The organism is Bradyrhizobium sp. WBOS08 (assembly GCF_024585125.1).
Taxonomy (GTDB): Bacteria; Pseudomonadota; Alphaproteobacteria; order Rhizobiales; family Xanthobacteraceae; genus Bradyrhizobium; species Bradyrhizobium japonicum_B.
This window is the reverse complement of sequence record NZ_CP028988.1, coordinates 6,376,475-6,391,788: the sequence shown is the minus strand read 5'-3', so window position 1 is coordinate 6,391,788 and position 15,314 is coordinate 6,376,475. Positions and strand designations below refer to the sequence as shown.

The following is a 15,314-nucleotide window of genomic DNA, read 5'->3' as shown; positions in this document are numbered from 1 at the left end:
CGGACTTGGCCGGCTTGTTGGTGGATTCTACATCAAGGGATGCGGGATGACGACACCGAAGGCCCCGGTGTTCAGCGCTTCGTGAACCGGGTCCGGCGACGCCTCGACCAAGAAGCTGCCCGTCGCGAGCGGTGAAACCAACCGTGCTGCGCTGTGTTGAGGGCGAGCAGGGCGGCCCAAGCCGGCGACATGTTCGGAGAACCCGATGATCAGGACCGTCAATTTCGCCCGTGCGCCGATGCTCGCCCTTCCGCTGCTCGTCGCTTTGTGCGGCGTGGCCCGCTGCAATGATCCGGCCGAGTCGTCGCGCGACACGATCATCCAGAACGTTCGTGAGGACGTGCGGCGACACATCCGGTCACGGGAAGCAGGCAAGGCCACGAAACTTCCGGAACAGAGCCAGGCGGCAACGCAGGCTCGCGCCACGAAGAAGCGAAACCGTGCGGGAGCGGAATAAACGGAGATCTCCACACACCCCCGTGGCCCGGGAAAGTGTTGCAAATGAGTATCAGGTGGGCGCGCTTGATGCATCCGCCCCCACAATTCAACCAATCGGGTGAAGACGCGGCGGGTGGTCTGCCCATAAAACTCTGCACCAGAAGCTTGCGGGAGTTTTCTCTCGCCAAGGCTCGGGCTGAACCAGCAGGGGGCTGATCGAATACCATGAGGGCAGGAATTCTCCGCCGCGGCTTTGCCGTTGCCGCACTTTTTTTGCTTAGTCTGTTTGCGACGCGGTCGGCCTCGGCACAGGAGGTCAATGTTCCGCAGCAAGTCATCAACAACACCGTCCAGAACATCATCCAGACCGTTCGCGATCAGATCCAGAAGCGCAGGGTCGTTGCGCCTCCGGGAATGCTGCGCTTCAGCGGAGAGGAGTCGGATTTCGACCGCCGCGACCCCTTCGCGTCCAGAGGGGTCAGCAATCCGTTCGGCGCGCTGGCCTACGCCAAGGATCCTTACGTCAAGGCTCCGGTCCTTGCGGCGCCGCCCCCCGCAGCGTGGCTTTACGGCGCGAACCTGGTCGGCAGCGGCGACAGGGCGCAGGCGTCCGGGGTCGAAGTCAGCGTCGCGACGATGACCGGCGCGGTCGATGTGACCAGGATCGGCATCTTCACCGCAACCGACGCGCTGACCTTCATTGCGACCGGCTCTCATTCGTGGGCGCACACTTTCACGACGGGCGGAGTGACGACCGATGGCTCAATTCCATCGACCTCCGGCACCCTCTCTTATCTCAACGGTGGTTTTTCGACCGACTTCACCGCGCTCGCGAGCTGGACGCGCAACACGTCCAGCGTGGCCCTTGCAGCGCCCGCGGACGGCAGCAGCATGGCCTATACCTGGAACGGCCAATATCGGTTCGACTTCCCGTACACGGTGTGGATCGAGCCCACCGTCGGGTTGACCTATTCGGAGAGCTATACCGCCAATTTCGGCACCAAGGCGGGCGATTCAACCGAATTCCACGGTGGCATGCGCGTCGGATTCGAGGCGGACTTGCTGGGCTTTAAGATCCAGCCATCGATCTCGGGTCAGTACTACAGGATCGTGGATGCGAGCGGCGCCGGCGCCGTCGGAGGTGGGGTCCCCGTAGCGGCCGGTGTGATCGGTACCAATGGCCTTCGCGGTTCCGCCAAGGTCAACGTGCTCTGGACGCCGCAGCTGTCGTCCTACCTCGAAGTTCATGGCAGCAGCATCACCGTGCCGAACCCGCTTCTGCCTGGCGTTGGCGGACTGGGAACCTCGATCGCCGGTACTCAGGCCGGCCTTCGCTATACCTGGTAGGTGATCTCCAGTACGGATGCCCGCCGGAACCAACGGAAAGGCCGCCCGAGGGCGGCCATTTGGTACCAAATCGGACCCTTTTTCGGTTGTTTAGCGGATCGCAGAGGTCCCGGCGCTGGTCACCACCACGGGCTTGCCAGCCTTGATCACCTGGCTGGACTGGGCAGTCTGGCTGTAATCGGCATTGGTGCGGGCCGCGATCCCGAAGCCGGCCACCATGATGCCGGCAACCAGCGCCACCACCACGATCTTCAGGTGGGTCGCACGATCAGCAGAGTGAATTGAGTGGTTCATGTGAGCCTCCCGACGGGCTTTGCCGCCGTCTATGGCCCTTGTCTTAAGGACCATCTGTTTCCGGATGGTTTCGCGGGTTCCGCAAAATGGTTTCATCTTGCCGCCGGGCTGGTTTCGTCCCTTGGCGGCCGGAAGCCGGAAGCCGGAAGCCGGAAGCCGGAAGCCGGAAGCCGGCCGGTCGCGTCCGGCTCCGCCGGCGCCTGGCGTGCGCCCGGGCTTCCGCTAGCGGATCTTTGGATCGCTTAATCCGAAAAATGCATTGACGGCAATTCTTCGGATAATTGGACCGGTTCTAAGAGTCCTTCTAAGAAGCTTTCAATTAGGGAATTTTCGAGCGCTCCCATAAGCGTGACCTCCGAGCGCATGCCGTCCGGGGACAGGCGGCATGTCGCAGCGAACATGCAGCTTTGGGGTGGCGCGTTGAACAGTCTTGGAATGCTGCGGTCGGCCGTGTTGGCGACCGCATCCGCTTTGGTGTTGATGCCGCAGGCATCGCTTGCTCAATCGTCCGCGCAGAGTGGGGCGCAGAATTTGCCGGCGGTGACCGTCACCGCGCCGGAAGCGCGCCGCCGCGCGGCCACGACCTCGCAGCGCCGTGCGCCGCGGGCGTCGGAACAGGTCGCCACGCGAAACAGACCGCAGCAACCGCAGCGCAATGTCGGCTTCGTCGAGACGCCGCGCGGGCCGGTCAACGGCTACGTCGCCGGGCGCAGTTCGTCCGGCACCAAGACCAACACGCCGATCATCGAGACACCGCAATCGGTGTCGGTGATCGGCGCCGAGCAGATCCGTGACCAGAAGCCGAACAAGCTGGACGAGGTGCTGCGCTACACCGCCGGCGTGCGGGCAGGCACTTTCGGGACCGACACCCGCAACGATTGGTGGCTGATCCGCGGCTTCAAGTCCGAGGATATTGGCCTGTTCCTCGACGGCATGCAGCTGTTCTACACCTCCTATGCCAGCTGGAAGCTGCAGCCGTTCAACATGGAGCGCGTCGAGGTGCTGCGCGGTCCGTCGGCGGTGCTGTACGGCGGATCGAGCCCGAGCGGCATCGTCAACGTCATCAGCAAGATGCCGCCGGCCGAGCCGATCCGCTACGTCGAGACCGGCGTCAACAATTTCGGCAACGCCTATGTCGGCTTCGATTTCGGCGGACCGGTCACGGTCGCGCCCGAGAACGGCAAGCTGTTCTATCGCGTCGTTGGTCAGGTCCAGAACGGTGGTATCCAGGTCAACTTCACGCCGGACAACAATTACTTCATCGCACCGTCGTTTACGTGGAAGCCGGATGCCGACACCACCTTCACGGTGCTGGCCTCGGCCTCGAAGCAGGATACCCGGGGCATCAACTTCCTGCCCTATCAGGGCACGGTGACCTCCGCACCGTTCGGCAAGATACCCACCAGCTTCTTCGTCGGCGACCCCACCGTCGACAAATTCACGCGCGAGCAGGAGATGCTGGGCTATCGGTTCGAGCGCAACCTCACCGACGACCTGACGTTCCGTCAGAACGCTCGCTTTGCGCATGTCGACATCAGCTATCGCGGCTACGTCGGCAACGATTGGGCCAACATCAATACGGCGACGCTCAATCGCTACAATTGGTATGCGAAGAACACGGCCAATCAGGCCAATCTCGACAACCAGCTCGAGTATCGCTTCAACACCGGTCCGGTCAGGCACACGATGCTGTTCGGTGTCGACCTGAAAGGCTATCAGATCGACGACTACCAGGCCTTCGGGTTCGGTGTGCCCTCGATCAACGTCTTCAATCCGGCCTATGGGGCAGCCGAGGTTTCGCTGCCGAGCGCGCCGTTCCGTAACTTCCTCATCACGCAGAAGCAGGCCGGCACCTATCTCCAGGACCAGATGAAGCTCGGCAATTTCACCCTGGTGCTGAGCGGCCGAAACGACTGGGTCGAGACGACACAGGAAGCCCGTGACACCGGCGGTTTGGTCAGCAGCCGCGACGACAGCAGGTTCAGCGGACGCGCCGGGCTGATCTACAATTTCGACAACGGCATCGCGCCCTACGTCTCCTATTCGACGAGCTACAATCCGATCATCGGGCTCAACGCGGCGAACCAGCTGTTCCTGCCGGAGACCGGCAAGCAGGCCGAAATCGGCGTGAAGGTCGCGCCGGTGGGCTTCGACGGCTATTTCACGGTCTCGGCTTTCGATCTGGTCCGTCAGAATGTCGCGACTACATTGCCGGGCAGCGTCCCGATTCTGCAAAATCAGACCGGCGAGGTGACCTCGCGCGGCATCGAGCTCGAAGCGGTGGCCAATGCCACCAAGGAGCTGAAATTCATCGGCTCCTTCACCTCCTACAATCTCTTTGTGAGCAAGGATCTCGATCCGACGCTGATCGGCAAGACGCCGACCAACACGCCCGAACTTCTGGTCTCGGGCTGGGCCGACTACACGTTCCGGGACGGTCCGCTCGCAGGGTTCGGCTTCGGCGGTGGCGTGCGCTACATCGGCGCGTCCTGGGCGGACACAGCCAATACGCTCGAGGTTCCCGCGGTCGTGCTCGGCGATCTCGCGCTCCACTATGAATGGCAGAACTGGCGCACGGCACTGAACGTGATCAACCTGACCGATAAGATCTACGTCGCGAGCTGCGCGTCGGCCGCGTCATGCTTCTACGGCGATCGCCGGCGCGTGACCGCCAGCGTTTCCTACAAATGGTGAGGAGGGGCGAGGGGCGATATCGGTCGGGACCAGCCCGATCTCAACCGTCCTTCTGTCTCTGGTTGGACTGTCGCCACTCTTCCCTCAGGAGATTGATGAGCTCCCGGGCTATGCCTTCGGCCCGAAGCTCATCCGAGCGCGGCACGCGCGACGGCCCTCCACGTCGCCGTTGCCGCGCTCGCGGCGGGGCCCCGGCCGGCTCCGTCCCTACCGCGATGCATGGCTCGTCTGATGGCCTGCGCCTGTGGATAGGTGTTCTTGCTCCAGCTTGACCTGGACCTGTCTTGGCTCGCGGCTGCGACAACCCCCGGGCCCTCGGGCGTTGAAGGCCGATAAGGCCAGCCAAGATGTCACCGCGGGGCAGGGCGAAGGTTCCTGAAGTGGGTCCTATCCCGGGTTGCCTGTGCTGCCGCAGCCGAAAAGCCGGTATTTTTCTCAGGCGATCGACGGCAAGACGCTGCCGCGGCCCGCGCGCCGCAATCTCGGCGCTGCTCCCCTGCAAAACCGGCGGCTGCCCTTGCTGGGCCCTGCGATCTGCTCCATACCAGCGCGGGGTGATTCCGGGATTTTCACCGTTCTGGCAGCGGCAAAGGGCCTGAAAAGAGCGTGTCTTGCGCCCATTGGTGCACTGCGCTAAGGCTCAGAATAATTCCAAATCGGACGAATCCGTGGCTGTCCCGAGGCTGCGGGAAAAAGGGCTCGCCAATGAGCGGCATTCTGCAGAACTATCTTCCACTCGTCGTCTTTATAGGGGTAGCGGGCCTGATCGGCCTCGTGCTGCTGATCGCGCCGTTCATCGTGGCGTTCCAGCAGCCGGATCCGGAAAAGCTTTCGGCGTATGAGTGCGGCTTCAACGCCTTCGACGACGCGCGCATGAAGTTCGACGTCCGCTTCTACCTGGTCGCCATCCTCTTCATCATCTTCGACCTCGAGGTGGCGTTCCTGTTTCCCTGGGCGGTGGCGTTCGGCAAGCTTGGCGCGACCGGCTTCTGGTCCATGGTGGTGTTCCTCGCCGTGCTGACGGTCGGGTTCGCCTATGAATGGAAGAAGGGAGCACTGGAATGGGATTGACCCCTGCAGCGTCCACGGGCCCGGTCGTCGCACCGGCCCCCAAGGGCATTCTGGACCCGTCGACCGGCAGGCCGGTCGGGGCCAATGATCCGTTCTTCCTCGAGGTCAATTCCGAGCTGTCCGACAAGGGCTTCTTCGTCGCCGCGACCGACGACCTCATCACCTGGGCGCGCACCGGCTCGCTGATGTGGATGACCTTCGGTCTCGCCTGCTGCGCGGTCGAGATGATGCAGGTGTCGATGCCGCGCTACGACGTCGAGCGCTTCGGCTTCGCGCCGCGCGCCTCGCCGCGCCAGTCCGACGTGATGATCGTCGCAGGGACCTTGACCAACAAGATGGCGCCCGCGCTGCGCAAGGTTTACGACCAGATGCCCGAGCCGCGCTACGTCATCTCGATGGGCTCCTGCGCCAATGGCGGCGGCTATTATCACTATTCCTACTCGGTCGTGCGCGGCTGCGACCGCATCGTGCCGATCGACATCTACGTGCCGGGCTGCCCGCCCACGGCGGAGGCGCTGCTCTACGGCGTGCTGCTGCTGCAGAAGAAGATCCGGCGTACCGGCACCATCGAACGCTAAGGTTTTACGTCATGGACGACGCCAAGCTCGACGCCCTGGGGCAGACGATCGTTAGCGCGCTTCCGGGCGCCGCCACCGGTCATTCGGTCGCCTTCAACCAGCTCACCGTCGAGGTCGAGGCCAGCAAGATCGTCGAGGTGGTCAAGTACCTCCGCGACGACCCCGGCTGCCGCTTCGTCAACTTCACCGACATCACGGCTGCGGACTATCCGTCGCGCGAAAAGCGCTTCGACGTGATCTATCACTTCCTGTCACCGACCCTGAACGCACGGATCCGGCTCAAGGCACAGGCTGACGAGACCACTCAGGTGCCGTCGCTGATCGACGTGTTCCCCGGCGCCGACTGGTTCGAGCGCGAGGCCTACGACCTCTACGGCGTATTCTTCGTCGGCCATCCCGACATGCGGCGCATCCTCACCGATTACGGCTTCGAGGGGCATCCGCTGCGCAAGGATTTCCCGACCACCGGCTTCGTCGAGGTTCGCTACGACGACCAGGAGAAGCGCGTGGTGTACGAGCCGGTGCGTCTGAACCAGGAATTCCGCAAGTTCGACTTTTTGTCGCCGTGGGAGGGGGCGGATTATCCCGTGCTTCCGGGGGATGAAAAAGCGGGGCCGAAGGTCTGATCATGAACGAGCAACCCGAACAGCTTCGCAACTTTACCATCAACTTCGGACCGCAGCATCCGGCGGCGCACGGCGTGTTGCGTCTCGTGCTGGAACTCGACGGCGAAGTCGTCGCGCGCGTCGACCCCCATATCGGCCTGCTTCACCGCGGCACCGAAAAGCTGATCGAGCAGAAGACCTATCTGCAGGCGATCCCGTATTTCGACCGGCTCGACTACGTCGCGCCCATGAACCAGGAACATGCCTTCTGCCTCGCGGCCGAAAAGCTGCTCGGCATCGAGGTGCCGCGCCGCGGCCAGTTGATCCGCGTGCTCTATTGCGAGATCGGCCGCATCCTGTCGCATCTGCTCAACGTCACCACGCAGGCGATGGATGTCGGCGCGCTGACTCCGCCGCTGTGGGGCTTCGAAGAGCGCGAGAAGCTGATGGTGTTCTACGAGCGCGCCTCGGGCAGCCGTATGCACGCAGCTTACTTCCGCGTCGGCGGCGTGCATCAGGACCTGCCGCAGAAGCTGGTCGACGACATCGATGCCTGGTGCGATCCGTTCCTGAAGGTCGTCGACGACCTCGACCGCCTGCTCACCGCCAACCGCATCTTCAAGCAGCGCAACGTCGACATCGGCGTGGTGCCGCTGAAGGAGGCCTGGGAGTGGGGCTTCTCCGGCGTGATGGTGCGCGGCTCGGGCGCGGCCTGGGACCTGCGCAAGTCGCAGCCCTATGAGTGCTACGCCGAGATGGATTTCGACATTCCGATCGGCAAGAACGGCGATTGCTACGACCGCTATCTGATCCGCATGGAAGAGATGCGCCAGTCCGTGCGCATCATGAAGCAGTGCATCCAGAAGCTGAACGCGCCTGACGGCAAGGGCCCGGTCGTCGTCGAGGACAACAAGGTGGCGCCGCCGCGGCGCGGCGAGATGAAGCGCTCGATGGAAGCGCTGATCCATCACTTCAAGCTCTACACCGAGGGTGTGCACGTGCCGGCCGGCGAGGTCTACGCCGCGGTCGAGGCGCCCAAGGGCGAGTTCGGCGTCTATCTGATCTCAGACGGCACCAACAAGCCCTACAAGTGCAAGATCCGCGCGCCGGGCTTTGCGCATCTGCAGGCCATGGACCACATCTGCCGCGGCCATCTGCTCGCCGACGTCTCCGCGATCCTCGGCTCGCTCGACATCGTGTTCGGAGAGGTCGATCGTTGATGGGGCAACAGGCGCCAATCCAGTTCGACCGCGCCTCGGGGGCCCTGGAAGGGGCCAACCTGTGGGAGCGGACGGCTGCCTTGGCGCTGGTGACGGGGTCGAAGATCTCCTCGCACTTCTCGCACATGGGCTACATCGCCTGCGCGAACCTGCTGCGCAAGACGCTGCCCGAGCGCAACATCGCGATCAGGCTCAATCCCGACGCCGTGTTCGAATTCCCCTATGGCGACGGCTATTGGAGCAAGCTGCTCAACCGCTCCTACAATTACGAGGATGAGCTCGAGCTCTTGTTCGCCGATAGCATCGACGTCGACTACACCCTGCTCGATTGCGGCGCCAATTACGGCTACTGGTCGGTGCTGGTCTCGAGCAAGCCGTTCGGCGCGCACAAGGCGATCGCGATCGAGCCGTCGGGGCAGAACTACCCGAAGCTCGTCAACAACGCCCGCGTCAACGGCAATCGCTTCGAGACGATGAAATGCGCGATCGGTGCCGTCCGCGGCACCGCGCATCTGTCGGGCACCAAGCACGAGGCCTTCAGCATCGCCGGCGATCCCTCGGCGGGCGGCGAGGAGGTGCCGGTCATCTCGCTCGACGATCTGATCGAGGACGGCAAGGTCGCGGCATCTGGCAAGTATCTGATCAAGCTCGACGTCGAGGGCGTCGAGATCGAGGCGATCAAGGGCGGCGCCCGGCTGCTCCAGGCCGACAGCGTCATCATGTGCGAGGAGCACGGCAGCGACCGCAATCACTCCGTGTCGCGCTACATCCTCGAGCAGACCCCGCTGAAGCTGATCGTGTTCGATCCGCGCAGCAGACGGATGGAGACCGTGACCGAGCTGTCGATCCTCGACCGCATCAAGGTCTCGACCCACGTCGGCTACAACGTTTTCGGCACCGCAAGCGCATTCTGGCAGGACAGGATCGAAGCCCTGAATGCGAAGACCGCGCGCCGTATGCAGTGAGAGATTGAAGAGATGTCCGTTCGTCGATTAGCACCGAAGGAAGTCCAGCCCGCGAGCTTTGCGTTCACGGAGGAGAACCTTGCGTTCGCCAGGCAGCAGATCGCGAAATATCCGGCCGGTCGGCAGGCTTCGGCCGTCATCGCCATCCTCTGGCGCGCGCAGGAGCAGAACGAGGGCTGGGTCTCGGAAGCCGCGATCCGCGTCATCGCCGACATGCTCGACATGCCCTATATCCGGGTGCTGGAGGTCGCGACCTTCTACACCATGTTCCAGCTCGCCCCCGTCGGCAAGAAGGCCCACGTCCAGGTCTGCGGCACCACGCCGTGCCGGTTGCGCGGCGCCGAGGATCTGATCCACGTCTGCGAGCACCGCATCCATCACGAGCCGTTCCATCTGTCCAAGGACGGCAATTTCAGCTGGGAAGAGGTCGAGTGCCTGGGTGCCTGCGTGAACGCCCCGATGGTGCTGATCGGCAAGGACACCTATGAGGACCTGACCAAGGAAAGCTTCGGCAAGGTGCTCGACGGCTTCGCCTCGGGCAATCCGCCCAAGCCCGGTCCGCAGAACGGCCGCCAGTTCTCGGCGCCGATATCAGGGCCGACCACATTGAAGGAGATCACCTGATGCGTGATCTCATCGCAATCGGAGGGACCGAGGTCGTGAAGAAATGGGGCTTCGTCGCCATGCACGCCGCGATCGCGGCTTCCTTCATGTTCCTGCTGCAGCGTTTCTTCCTGAACGCGTCGCAGGAGACCAGCTTGCTCTGGGCGCTGTTCTTCGCAGTCTGCGCCGCCGGACTTGCCTACAAGCAGTCCACTCGTTGATCGGAAAGCACTGACATGCTCGAGGACAAGGACCGCATCTTCAAGAACCTCTACGGCCTCCACGATTGGGGGCTCGAGGGCGCGCGGCGCCGGGGCGCCTGGGATGGCACCAAGGCCATCATCGAAAAGGGCCGCGACTGGATCATCAACGAGATGAAGGCCTCGGGGCTGCGCGGCCGCGGCGGCGCCGGCTTCCCGACCGGCCTGAAATGGTCCTTCATGCCGAAGGAATCCACCGACGGTCGTCCCAGCTATCTCGTCGTCAACGCCGACGAGTCCGAGCCCGGCACCTGCAAGGATCGCGAGATCATGCGGCACGATCCGCATCTTCTCATCGAGGGCTGCCTGATCGCGAGCTGCGCGATGAACGCGCATGCCTGCTACATCTACGTCCGCGGCGAGTTCATCCGCGAGCGCGAGCATCTTCAGGCGGCGATCGACCAGGCCTATGAGGCCAAGCTGGTCGGCAAGGACAACGTCAACGGCTGGCCGTTCGACATCTACGTTGCCCACGGCGCCGGCGCCTATATCTGCGGCGAGGAGACCGCGCTGCTCGAAAGCCTCGAAGGCAAGAAGGGCCAGCCGCGCCTGAAGCCGCCGTTCCCGGCCAATGTGGGCCTGTTCGGCTGCCCGACCACCGTCAACAACGTCGAGTCCATCGCGGTTGCGCCGGACATCCTGCGCCGCGGCGCGGCCTGGTTCGCCGGCATCGGCCGCCCGAACAATGTCGGCACCAAGCTGTTCTGCATCTCCGGCCATGTCGAGCGGCCCTGCAACGTCGAAGAGGCCATGGGCATTCCGTTCCGTGAGCTGATCGAGAAGCATTGCGGCGGCATCCGCGGCGGCTGGGACAATCTCAAGGCGGTGATCCCCGGCGGCTCGTCGGTGCGCATGGTGCCGGCCGAGCAGATCATCGACACGCCGATGGATTTCGACTCCTTGAGCAAGCTGCGCTCGGGCCTCGGCACCGCGGCCGTGATCGTGATGGACAAGTCGACCGATCTGATTCGCGCCATCGCCCGCATCTCCTATTTCTACAAGCACGAAAGCTGCGGCCAGTGCACGCCGTGCCGCGAGGGCACGGGGTGGATGTGGCGCGTCTTGACCCGCATGGCCGAGGGCCGCGCCCACAAGCGCGAGATCGACATGCTGCTCGAGGTGACCAAGCAGGTCGAAGGCCACACCATCTGCGCGCTGGGCGATGCGGCGGCGTGGCCGATCCAGGGCCTGATCGCGCATTTCCGTCACGAGATCGAAGCGCGCATCGACCAATATTCGCACAGGGCCGACATCGACGATATCGGCGTCCGCGATCCCGTGAACATGGTCGCGGCGGAGTAGGAGAGGGCGATGGCGGAACAGCCGGACAATATCGTGCTCGTATATCTTCGTCGCCTGGACGAGAAATTCGATCGCATGGCGGCTGACGTCAGCGACATCAAAACGCGTGTCACGAACATGGAAGAGAGAATGGGACATGTCGATCTGAGGCTCGCCCAGGTCGACATTGCGGTCGCCGGGATCAATCGGCGAATTGATCGTGTCGAAGCTCGCCTCGATCGCATTGAGCGCCGCCTCGATCTCGTCGAACTGCCGCACTGAGAAAGACTGACGTATGACCAAGCTCATCATCGACGGCAAAGAGATCGATGTCCCGCCGGAGTACACGCTGCTTCAGGCGTGCGAGGCGGCCGGCGCCGAGATTCCGCGCTTCTGCTATCACGAGCGGCTGTCGATCGCCGGCAATTGCCGGATGTGCCTCGTCGAGGTGAAGGGCGGTCCGAAGCCGGTCGCGAGCTGCGCCTGGGGCGTGCGCGATTGTCGTCCGGGCCCCAAGGGTGAGCCGCCGGAGATTTCGACGCGTTCGCCGATGGTGAAGAAGGCACGCGAAGGCGTGATGGAGTTTCTGCTGATCAACCATCCGCTGGACTGCCCGATCTGCGACCAGGGCGGCGAGTGCGACCTCCAGGATCAGGCGATGGGCTATGGCGTCGACACCAGCCGCTTCGCCGAGAACAAGCGCGCGGTCGAGGACAAATATCTGGGTGCGCTGGTCAAGACCTCGATGAATCGCTGCATCCAGTGCACGCGCTGCGTCCGCTTCTCGGCGGAAGTCGCCGGTGCTCCCGAGATGGGTGCCACCGGCCGCGGCGAGGACATGGAGATCACGACCTATCTCGAGCACGCCCTGACCTCGGAGTTGCAGGGCAACCTGGTCGACATCTGCCCGGTCGGCGCCTTGACCTCGAAGCCCTATGCCTTCGCGGCGCGTCCGTGGGAGCTCGGCAAGACCCAGTCGATCGACGTGATGGACGGCGTGGGCTCTGCGATCCGCGTCGACACCCGCGGCCGCGAGGTGATGCGCATCCTGCCGCGCATCAACGAGGCCGTGAACGAGGAGTGGATCTCGGACAAGACCCGCCATGTCGTCGACGGACTGCGCACGCAGCGGCTCGACCGTCCCTATGTCCGTGAGGCCGGCAAGCTGCGCGCGGCGAGCTGGCAGGAAGCCTTTGCCGCGATCGCCGCCAAGGCGGCGCGCACCGACGGCAAACGCATCGGCGCGATCGCCGGCGACCTCGCCGGTGTCGAGGAGATGTTCGCGCTGAAGGACCTGCTCGCGAAGTTCGGCTCCGGCAATCTGGCGGTGCAGGGCGGCGATGCCTTCGATCCCGCGCTCGGCCGCGGCTCCTATATCTTCAACCCGACGCTGGCGGGCGTGGAGCAGGCGGATGCGCTGCTCATCATCGGCGCCAATCCGCGGAAGGAAGCGGCCGTGTTCAACGCCCGCATCCGCAAGCGCTGGCGCGCCGGCGGCTTCCAGGTCGGCGTGATCGGCTCCAAAGTCGATCTCACTTACGACTACGATCACCTCGGCGCGGGCACCGAGACGCTCGGTGAGCTTGCGGCCGGCAAGCACTCCTTCATGGACGTGCTGAAGAACGCCAAGAATCCGATCATCCTGGTCGGCGGAGGCGCCACCTCGCGCCACGACGGCGCCGCCATCCTCGCCGCCGCTGCCAAGCTCGCGCTCGACGTCGGCGCGTTCAAGGACGGCTGGAACGGCTTCGGCGTGCTGCATGAGACCGCCTCGCGCGTCGGCGCGCTCGACATCGGCTTCTCCGCAACCGGCGGCGGCCTGAACGCCGCGCAGATGACGACCTTCGGCACGCTCGACCTGCTGTTCCTGCTGGGGGCCGACGAGATCAACGCGCCTGATGGCACCTTCGTCGTCTACATCGGTACCCATGGCGACCGCGGCGCGCACCGCGCCGACGTGATCCTGCCGGCGGCCGCCTACACCGAGAAGTCCGCGATCTATGTCAACACCGAGGGCCGCGTGCAGATGACGGGCCGCGCCGCGTTCCCGCCGGGCGAAGCCCGCGAGGACTGGGCGATCGTCCGCGCATTGTCCGAGGCGCTCGGCAAGAAGCTCGGCTACGACTCGCTCGCGCAGCTGCGCCAGGCGATCTTCAAGGCCGTGCCGCACCTGATCCGTCTCGACCAGATCGAGGCCGGCTCAGCCGACCAGGTCAAGAAGCTGGCGGGGAAGGGCGGCTCGCCCGAGAAGGCGCCATTCAAGCCGCTGGTCGAGGACTTCTATTTGACCAACCCAATCGCGCGTGCGTCCGCCGTGATGGCGGAATGCTCGCGCCTCGCCTCCGGGCACATGCTGACCGCAGCGGAGTGAGCGTGATCTGATGGAATTCTTCGAAAGCGCATTCTGGACCGGTTTCCTCTGGCCGCTGATCATCATGGTCGCGCAGAGCGTGCTCGTGCTCGTCGTCCTGCTGGTGGCGATCGCCTACATCCTGCTCGCTGACCGCAAGATCTGGGCGGCGGTGCAGATCCGGCGCGGCCCGAACGTGGTCGGCCCCTGGGGCCTGCTGCAATCCTTCGCCGACCTCTTGAAGTTCGTGCTGAAGGAGCCAATCATCCCGGCCGGCGCCAACAAGGGCGTGTTCCTGCTGGCGCCGCTGGTCTCATGCGTGCTCGCGCTCGCCGCCTGGGCCGTGATTCCGACCAATCTCGGCTGGGTGATCGCCGACATCAATGTCGGCATCCTCTTCATCTTCGCGATCTCGTCGCTGTCGATCTACGGCATCATCATGGCCGGCTGGTCGTCGAACTCGAAATATCCGTTCCTGGCCGCGCTGCGCTCGGCTGCGCAGATGGTCTCGTACGAAGTCTCGATCGGCTTCGTCATCATCACGGTGCTGCTCTGCGCCGGCACGCTGAACCTCACCGGCGTGGTCGAGGCCCAGCACGCGCGCGGTCTCGCCAGCCTGATCGGGCTGCCGCAGCTCACCATCCTGAACTGGTACGTCTGGCCGCTGTTCCCGATGTTCGTGGTGTTCTACGTCTCGGCGCTGGCGGAAACCAACCGTCCGCCCTTCGACCTCGTCGAAGCCGAATCCGAGCTCGTCGCCGGCTTCATGGTCGAATACGGCTCGACGCCGTACCTGCTGTTCATGCTCGGCGAGTATGTCGCGATCGTCACGATGTGCGCGCTGGCGACGATCCTGTTCCTCGGAGGCTGGCTGCCGCCGGTCGACCTGCCGCCCTTCAACTGGGTGCCGGGGATCATCTGGTTCTCGCTGAAACTGTTCTTCATGTTCTTCCTGTTCGCGATGGCGAAGGCGATCGTGCCCCGCTACCGCTACGATCAATTGATGCGCCTCGGCTGGAAGGTGTTCCTGCCGCTGTCGCTGGTGATGGTGATCGTGGTGGCCGGGGTGCTGCATTTCGCCGGCATCGCGCCGAAGTGAGGGCCGTCATGGGTATCAACGTCAACGCCACTGCACGCTCGCTTCTGCTGTCGGAATTCGTCTCGGCGTTCTTCCTCGCCATGCGCTATTTCTTCCAGCCGAAGCCGACCCTGAACTATCCGTTCGAGAAAGGCCCGATCTCACCGCGCTTCCGCGGCGAGCACGCGCTGCGCCGCTATCCGAACGGCGAAGAGCGCTGCATCGCCTGCAAGCTGTGCGAGGCGGTCTGCCCGGCGCAGGCGATCACCATCGAGGCCGGCCCGCGCCGCAATGACGGCACCCGCCGCACGGTGCGCTATGACATCGACATGGTGAAGTGCATCTATTGCGGCCTCTGCCAGGAGGCCTGTCCTGTTGACGCCATCGTCGAAGGCCCGAACTTCGAGTTCGCGACCGAGACCCGCGAGGAACTGTTCTATGACAAGGCCAAGCTGCTCGCCAACGGCGACCGCTGGGAACGCGAGATCGCGAAAGCGATCGAGCTCGACGCGCCGTACCGGTGAGGTGAG

At 64.1% G+C, this 15,314-nt stretch carries 16 protein-coding genes; 15 read left to right on the top strand and 1 reads right to left on the bottom strand.

From position 1 onward, the window contains the following. Positions 1–205 precede the first annotated feature (205 nt). Together DCM80_RS30105 and DCM80_RS30100 are read left to right on the top strand one after the other, a co-directional pair. On the top strand, positions 206–457 hold the full coding sequence (locus tag DCM80_RS30105; protein ID WP_257194992.1) for a hypothetical protein: 252 nt from the start codon (positions 206–208) through the stop codon (positions 455–457). Positions 458–663: 206 nt separating this feature from the next. Further along, entirely contained in the window at positions 664–1,785 is a 1,122-nt protein-coding gene (locus tag DCM80_RS30100) for an autotransporter outer membrane beta-barrel domain-containing protein (protein ID WP_257194991.1), read from the top strand. Positions 1,786–1,875: 90 nt separating this feature from the next. Here the strand turns inward: DCM80_RS30100 and DCM80_RS30095 are convergent, their stop codons facing one another. After that, positions 1,876–2,079, bottom strand: a complete 204-nt coding sequence (locus tag DCM80_RS30095; RefSeq protein WP_028136062.1) for a hypothetical protein — start codon at positions 2,077–2,079, stop codon at positions 1,876–1,878. Positions 2,080–2,514: 435 nt separating this feature from the next. On the opposite strand from DCM80_RS30095, the gene DCM80_RS30090 reads away from it, so the two are divergent. The 13 genes from DCM80_RS30090 to nuoI all read left to right on the top strand — a co-directional run bounded on the left by DCM80_RS30090 (position 2,515) and on the right by nuoI (position 15,308). Further along, on the top strand, positions 2,515–4,773 hold the full coding sequence (locus tag DCM80_RS30090) for a TonB-dependent siderophore receptor (protein ID WP_257194990.1): 2,259 nt from the start codon (positions 2,515–2,517) through the stop codon (positions 4,771–4,773). 705 nt (positions 4,774–5,478) lie between these two features. Next, a complete protein-coding gene (locus tag DCM80_RS30085; RefSeq protein WP_008136158.1) occupies positions 5,479–5,844 on the top strand; it encodes an NADH-quinone oxidoreductase subunit A in 366 nt (121 codons plus the stop codon). Further along, positions 5,835–6,422, top strand: coding sequence for an NADH-quinone oxidoreductase subunit B family protein (locus DCM80_RS30080; RefSeq protein ID WP_373569375.1), 588 nt, complete (start codon positions 5,835–5,837; stop codon positions 6,420–6,422). The genes DCM80_RS30085 and DCM80_RS30080 overlap by 10 nt, the downstream gene beginning before the upstream one ends. Positions 6,423–6,433: 11 nt before the next feature. Continuing rightward, the gene (locus tag DCM80_RS30075) at positions 6,434–7,048 is read left to right on the top strand and encodes an NADH-quinone oxidoreductase subunit C (protein ID WP_257194989.1); all 615 of its coding nucleotides are present in this window, start codon (positions 6,434–6,436) and stop codon (positions 7,046–7,048) included. A 2-nt stretch (positions 7,049–7,050) separates the two neighbouring features. Next, the gene (locus DCM80_RS30070; RefSeq protein WP_257194988.1) at positions 7,051–8,247 is read left to right on the top strand and encodes an NADH-quinone oxidoreductase subunit D; all 1,197 of its coding nucleotides are present in this window, start codon (positions 7,051–7,053) and stop codon (positions 8,245–8,247) included. Further along, positions 8,247–9,212 (top strand): FkbM family methyltransferase, encoded by a 966-nt coding sequence (locus DCM80_RS30065; RefSeq protein WP_257198094.1) that lies wholly within the window; start codon positions 8,247–8,249, stop codon positions 9,210–9,212. The genes DCM80_RS30070 and DCM80_RS30065 overlap by 1 nt, the downstream gene beginning before the upstream one ends. A gap of 12 nt (positions 9,213–9,224) precedes the next feature. Continuing rightward, positions 9,225–9,836 carry an NADH-quinone oxidoreductase subunit NuoE gene (nuoE, locus tag DCM80_RS30060; RefSeq protein ID WP_035704001.1) on the top strand — a complete coding sequence of 204 codons (612 nt, stop codon included), beginning with the start codon at positions 9,225–9,227 and terminating at the stop codon, positions 9,834–9,836. After that, a complete protein-coding gene (locus tag DCM80_RS30055) occupies positions 9,836–10,036 on the top strand; it encodes a hypothetical protein (RefSeq protein WP_257194986.1) in 201 nt (66 codons plus the stop codon). Before nuoE ends, DCM80_RS30055 begins: the two co-directional genes overlap by 1 nt. 15 nt (positions 10,037–10,051) lie before the next feature. Further along, on the top strand, positions 10,052–11,377 hold the full coding sequence (nuoF, locus tag DCM80_RS30050) for an NADH-quinone oxidoreductase subunit NuoF (protein ID WP_257194985.1): 1,326 nt from the start codon (positions 10,052–10,054) through the stop codon (positions 11,375–11,377). A 9-nt stretch (positions 11,378–11,386) separates the two neighbouring features. Continuing rightward, positions 11,387–11,638, top strand: coding sequence for a hypothetical protein (locus DCM80_RS30045; protein WP_257194984.1), 252 nt, complete (start codon positions 11,387–11,389; stop codon positions 11,636–11,638). 13 nt (positions 11,639–11,651) lie between these two features. Further along, positions 11,652–13,727, top strand: coding sequence for an NADH-quinone oxidoreductase subunit NuoG (gene nuoG / locus DCM80_RS30040; RefSeq protein ID WP_257194983.1), 2,076 nt, complete (start codon positions 11,652–11,654; stop codon positions 13,725–13,727). A 10-nt stretch (positions 13,728–13,737) separates the two neighbouring features. After that, the gene (gene nuoH / locus DCM80_RS30035) at positions 13,738–14,805 is read left to right on the top strand and encodes an NADH-quinone oxidoreductase subunit NuoH (RefSeq protein WP_257180028.1); all 1,068 of its coding nucleotides are present in this window, start codon (positions 13,738–13,740) and stop codon (positions 14,803–14,805) included. An 8-nt stretch (positions 14,806–14,813) separates the two neighbouring features. Further along, positions 14,814–15,308: an NADH-quinone oxidoreductase subunit NuoI gene (nuoI, locus tag DCM80_RS30030; protein ID WP_191093171.1), complete on the top strand. Its 495-nt coding sequence runs from the start codon at positions 14,814–14,816 to the stop codon at positions 15,306–15,308. Positions 15,309–15,314: the final 6 nt, after the last annotated feature.

Excerpts from the sequence above, each read along its gene's own strand:
- DCM80_RS30105 (WP_257194992.1), top strand. The coding sequence starts at position 206 with ATGATCAGGACCGTCAATTTCGCCCGTGCGCCGATGCTCGCCCTTCCG.
- DCM80_RS30100 (WP_257194991.1), top strand. The coding sequence starts at position 664 with ATGAGGGCAGGAATTCTCCGCCGCGGCTTTGCCGTTGCCGCACTTTTT.
- DCM80_RS30095 (WP_028136062.1), bottom strand. The coding sequence starts at position 2,079 with ATGAACCACTCAATTCACTCTGCTGATCGTGCGACCCACCTGAAGATC.
- DCM80_RS30090 (WP_257194990.1), top strand. The coding sequence starts at position 2,515 with ATGCTGCGGTCGGCCGTGTTGGCGACCGCATCCGCTTTGGTGTTGATG.
- DCM80_RS30085 (WP_008136158.1), top strand. The coding sequence starts at position 5,479 with ATGAGCGGCATTCTGCAGAACTATCTTCCACTCGTCGTCTTTATAGGG.
- DCM80_RS30080 (WP_373569375.1), top strand. The coding sequence starts at position 5,835 with ATGGGATTGACCCCTGCAGCGTCCACGGGCCCGGTCGTCGCACCGGCC.
- DCM80_RS30075 (WP_257194989.1), top strand. The coding sequence starts at position 6,434 with ATGGACGACGCCAAGCTCGACGCCCTGGGGCAGACGATCGTTAGCGCG.
- DCM80_RS30070 (WP_257194988.1), top strand. The coding sequence starts at position 7,051 with ATGAACGAGCAACCCGAACAGCTTCGCAACTTTACCATCAACTTCGGA.
- DCM80_RS30065 (WP_257198094.1), top strand. The coding sequence starts at position 8,247 with ATGGGGCAACAGGCGCCAATCCAGTTCGACCGCGCCTCGGGGGCCCTG.
- nuoE (WP_035704001.1), top strand. The coding sequence starts at position 9,225 with ATGTCCGTTCGTCGATTAGCACCGAAGGAAGTCCAGCCCGCGAGCTTT.
- DCM80_RS30055 (WP_257194986.1), top strand. The coding sequence starts at position 9,836 with ATGCGTGATCTCATCGCAATCGGAGGGACCGAGGTCGTGAAGAAATGG.
- nuoF (WP_257194985.1), top strand. The coding sequence starts at position 10,052 with ATGCTCGAGGACAAGGACCGCATCTTCAAGAACCTCTACGGCCTCCAC.
- DCM80_RS30045 (WP_257194984.1), top strand. The coding sequence starts at position 11,387 with ATGGCGGAACAGCCGGACAATATCGTGCTCGTATATCTTCGTCGCCTG.
- nuoG (WP_257194983.1), top strand. The coding sequence starts at position 11,652 with ATGACCAAGCTCATCATCGACGGCAAAGAGATCGATGTCCCGCCGGAG.
- nuoH (WP_257180028.1), top strand. The coding sequence starts at position 13,738 with ATGGAATTCTTCGAAAGCGCATTCTGGACCGGTTTCCTCTGGCCGCTG.
- nuoI (WP_191093171.1), top strand. The coding sequence starts at position 14,814 with ATGGGTATCAACGTCAACGCCACTGCACGCTCGCTTCTGCTGTCGGAA.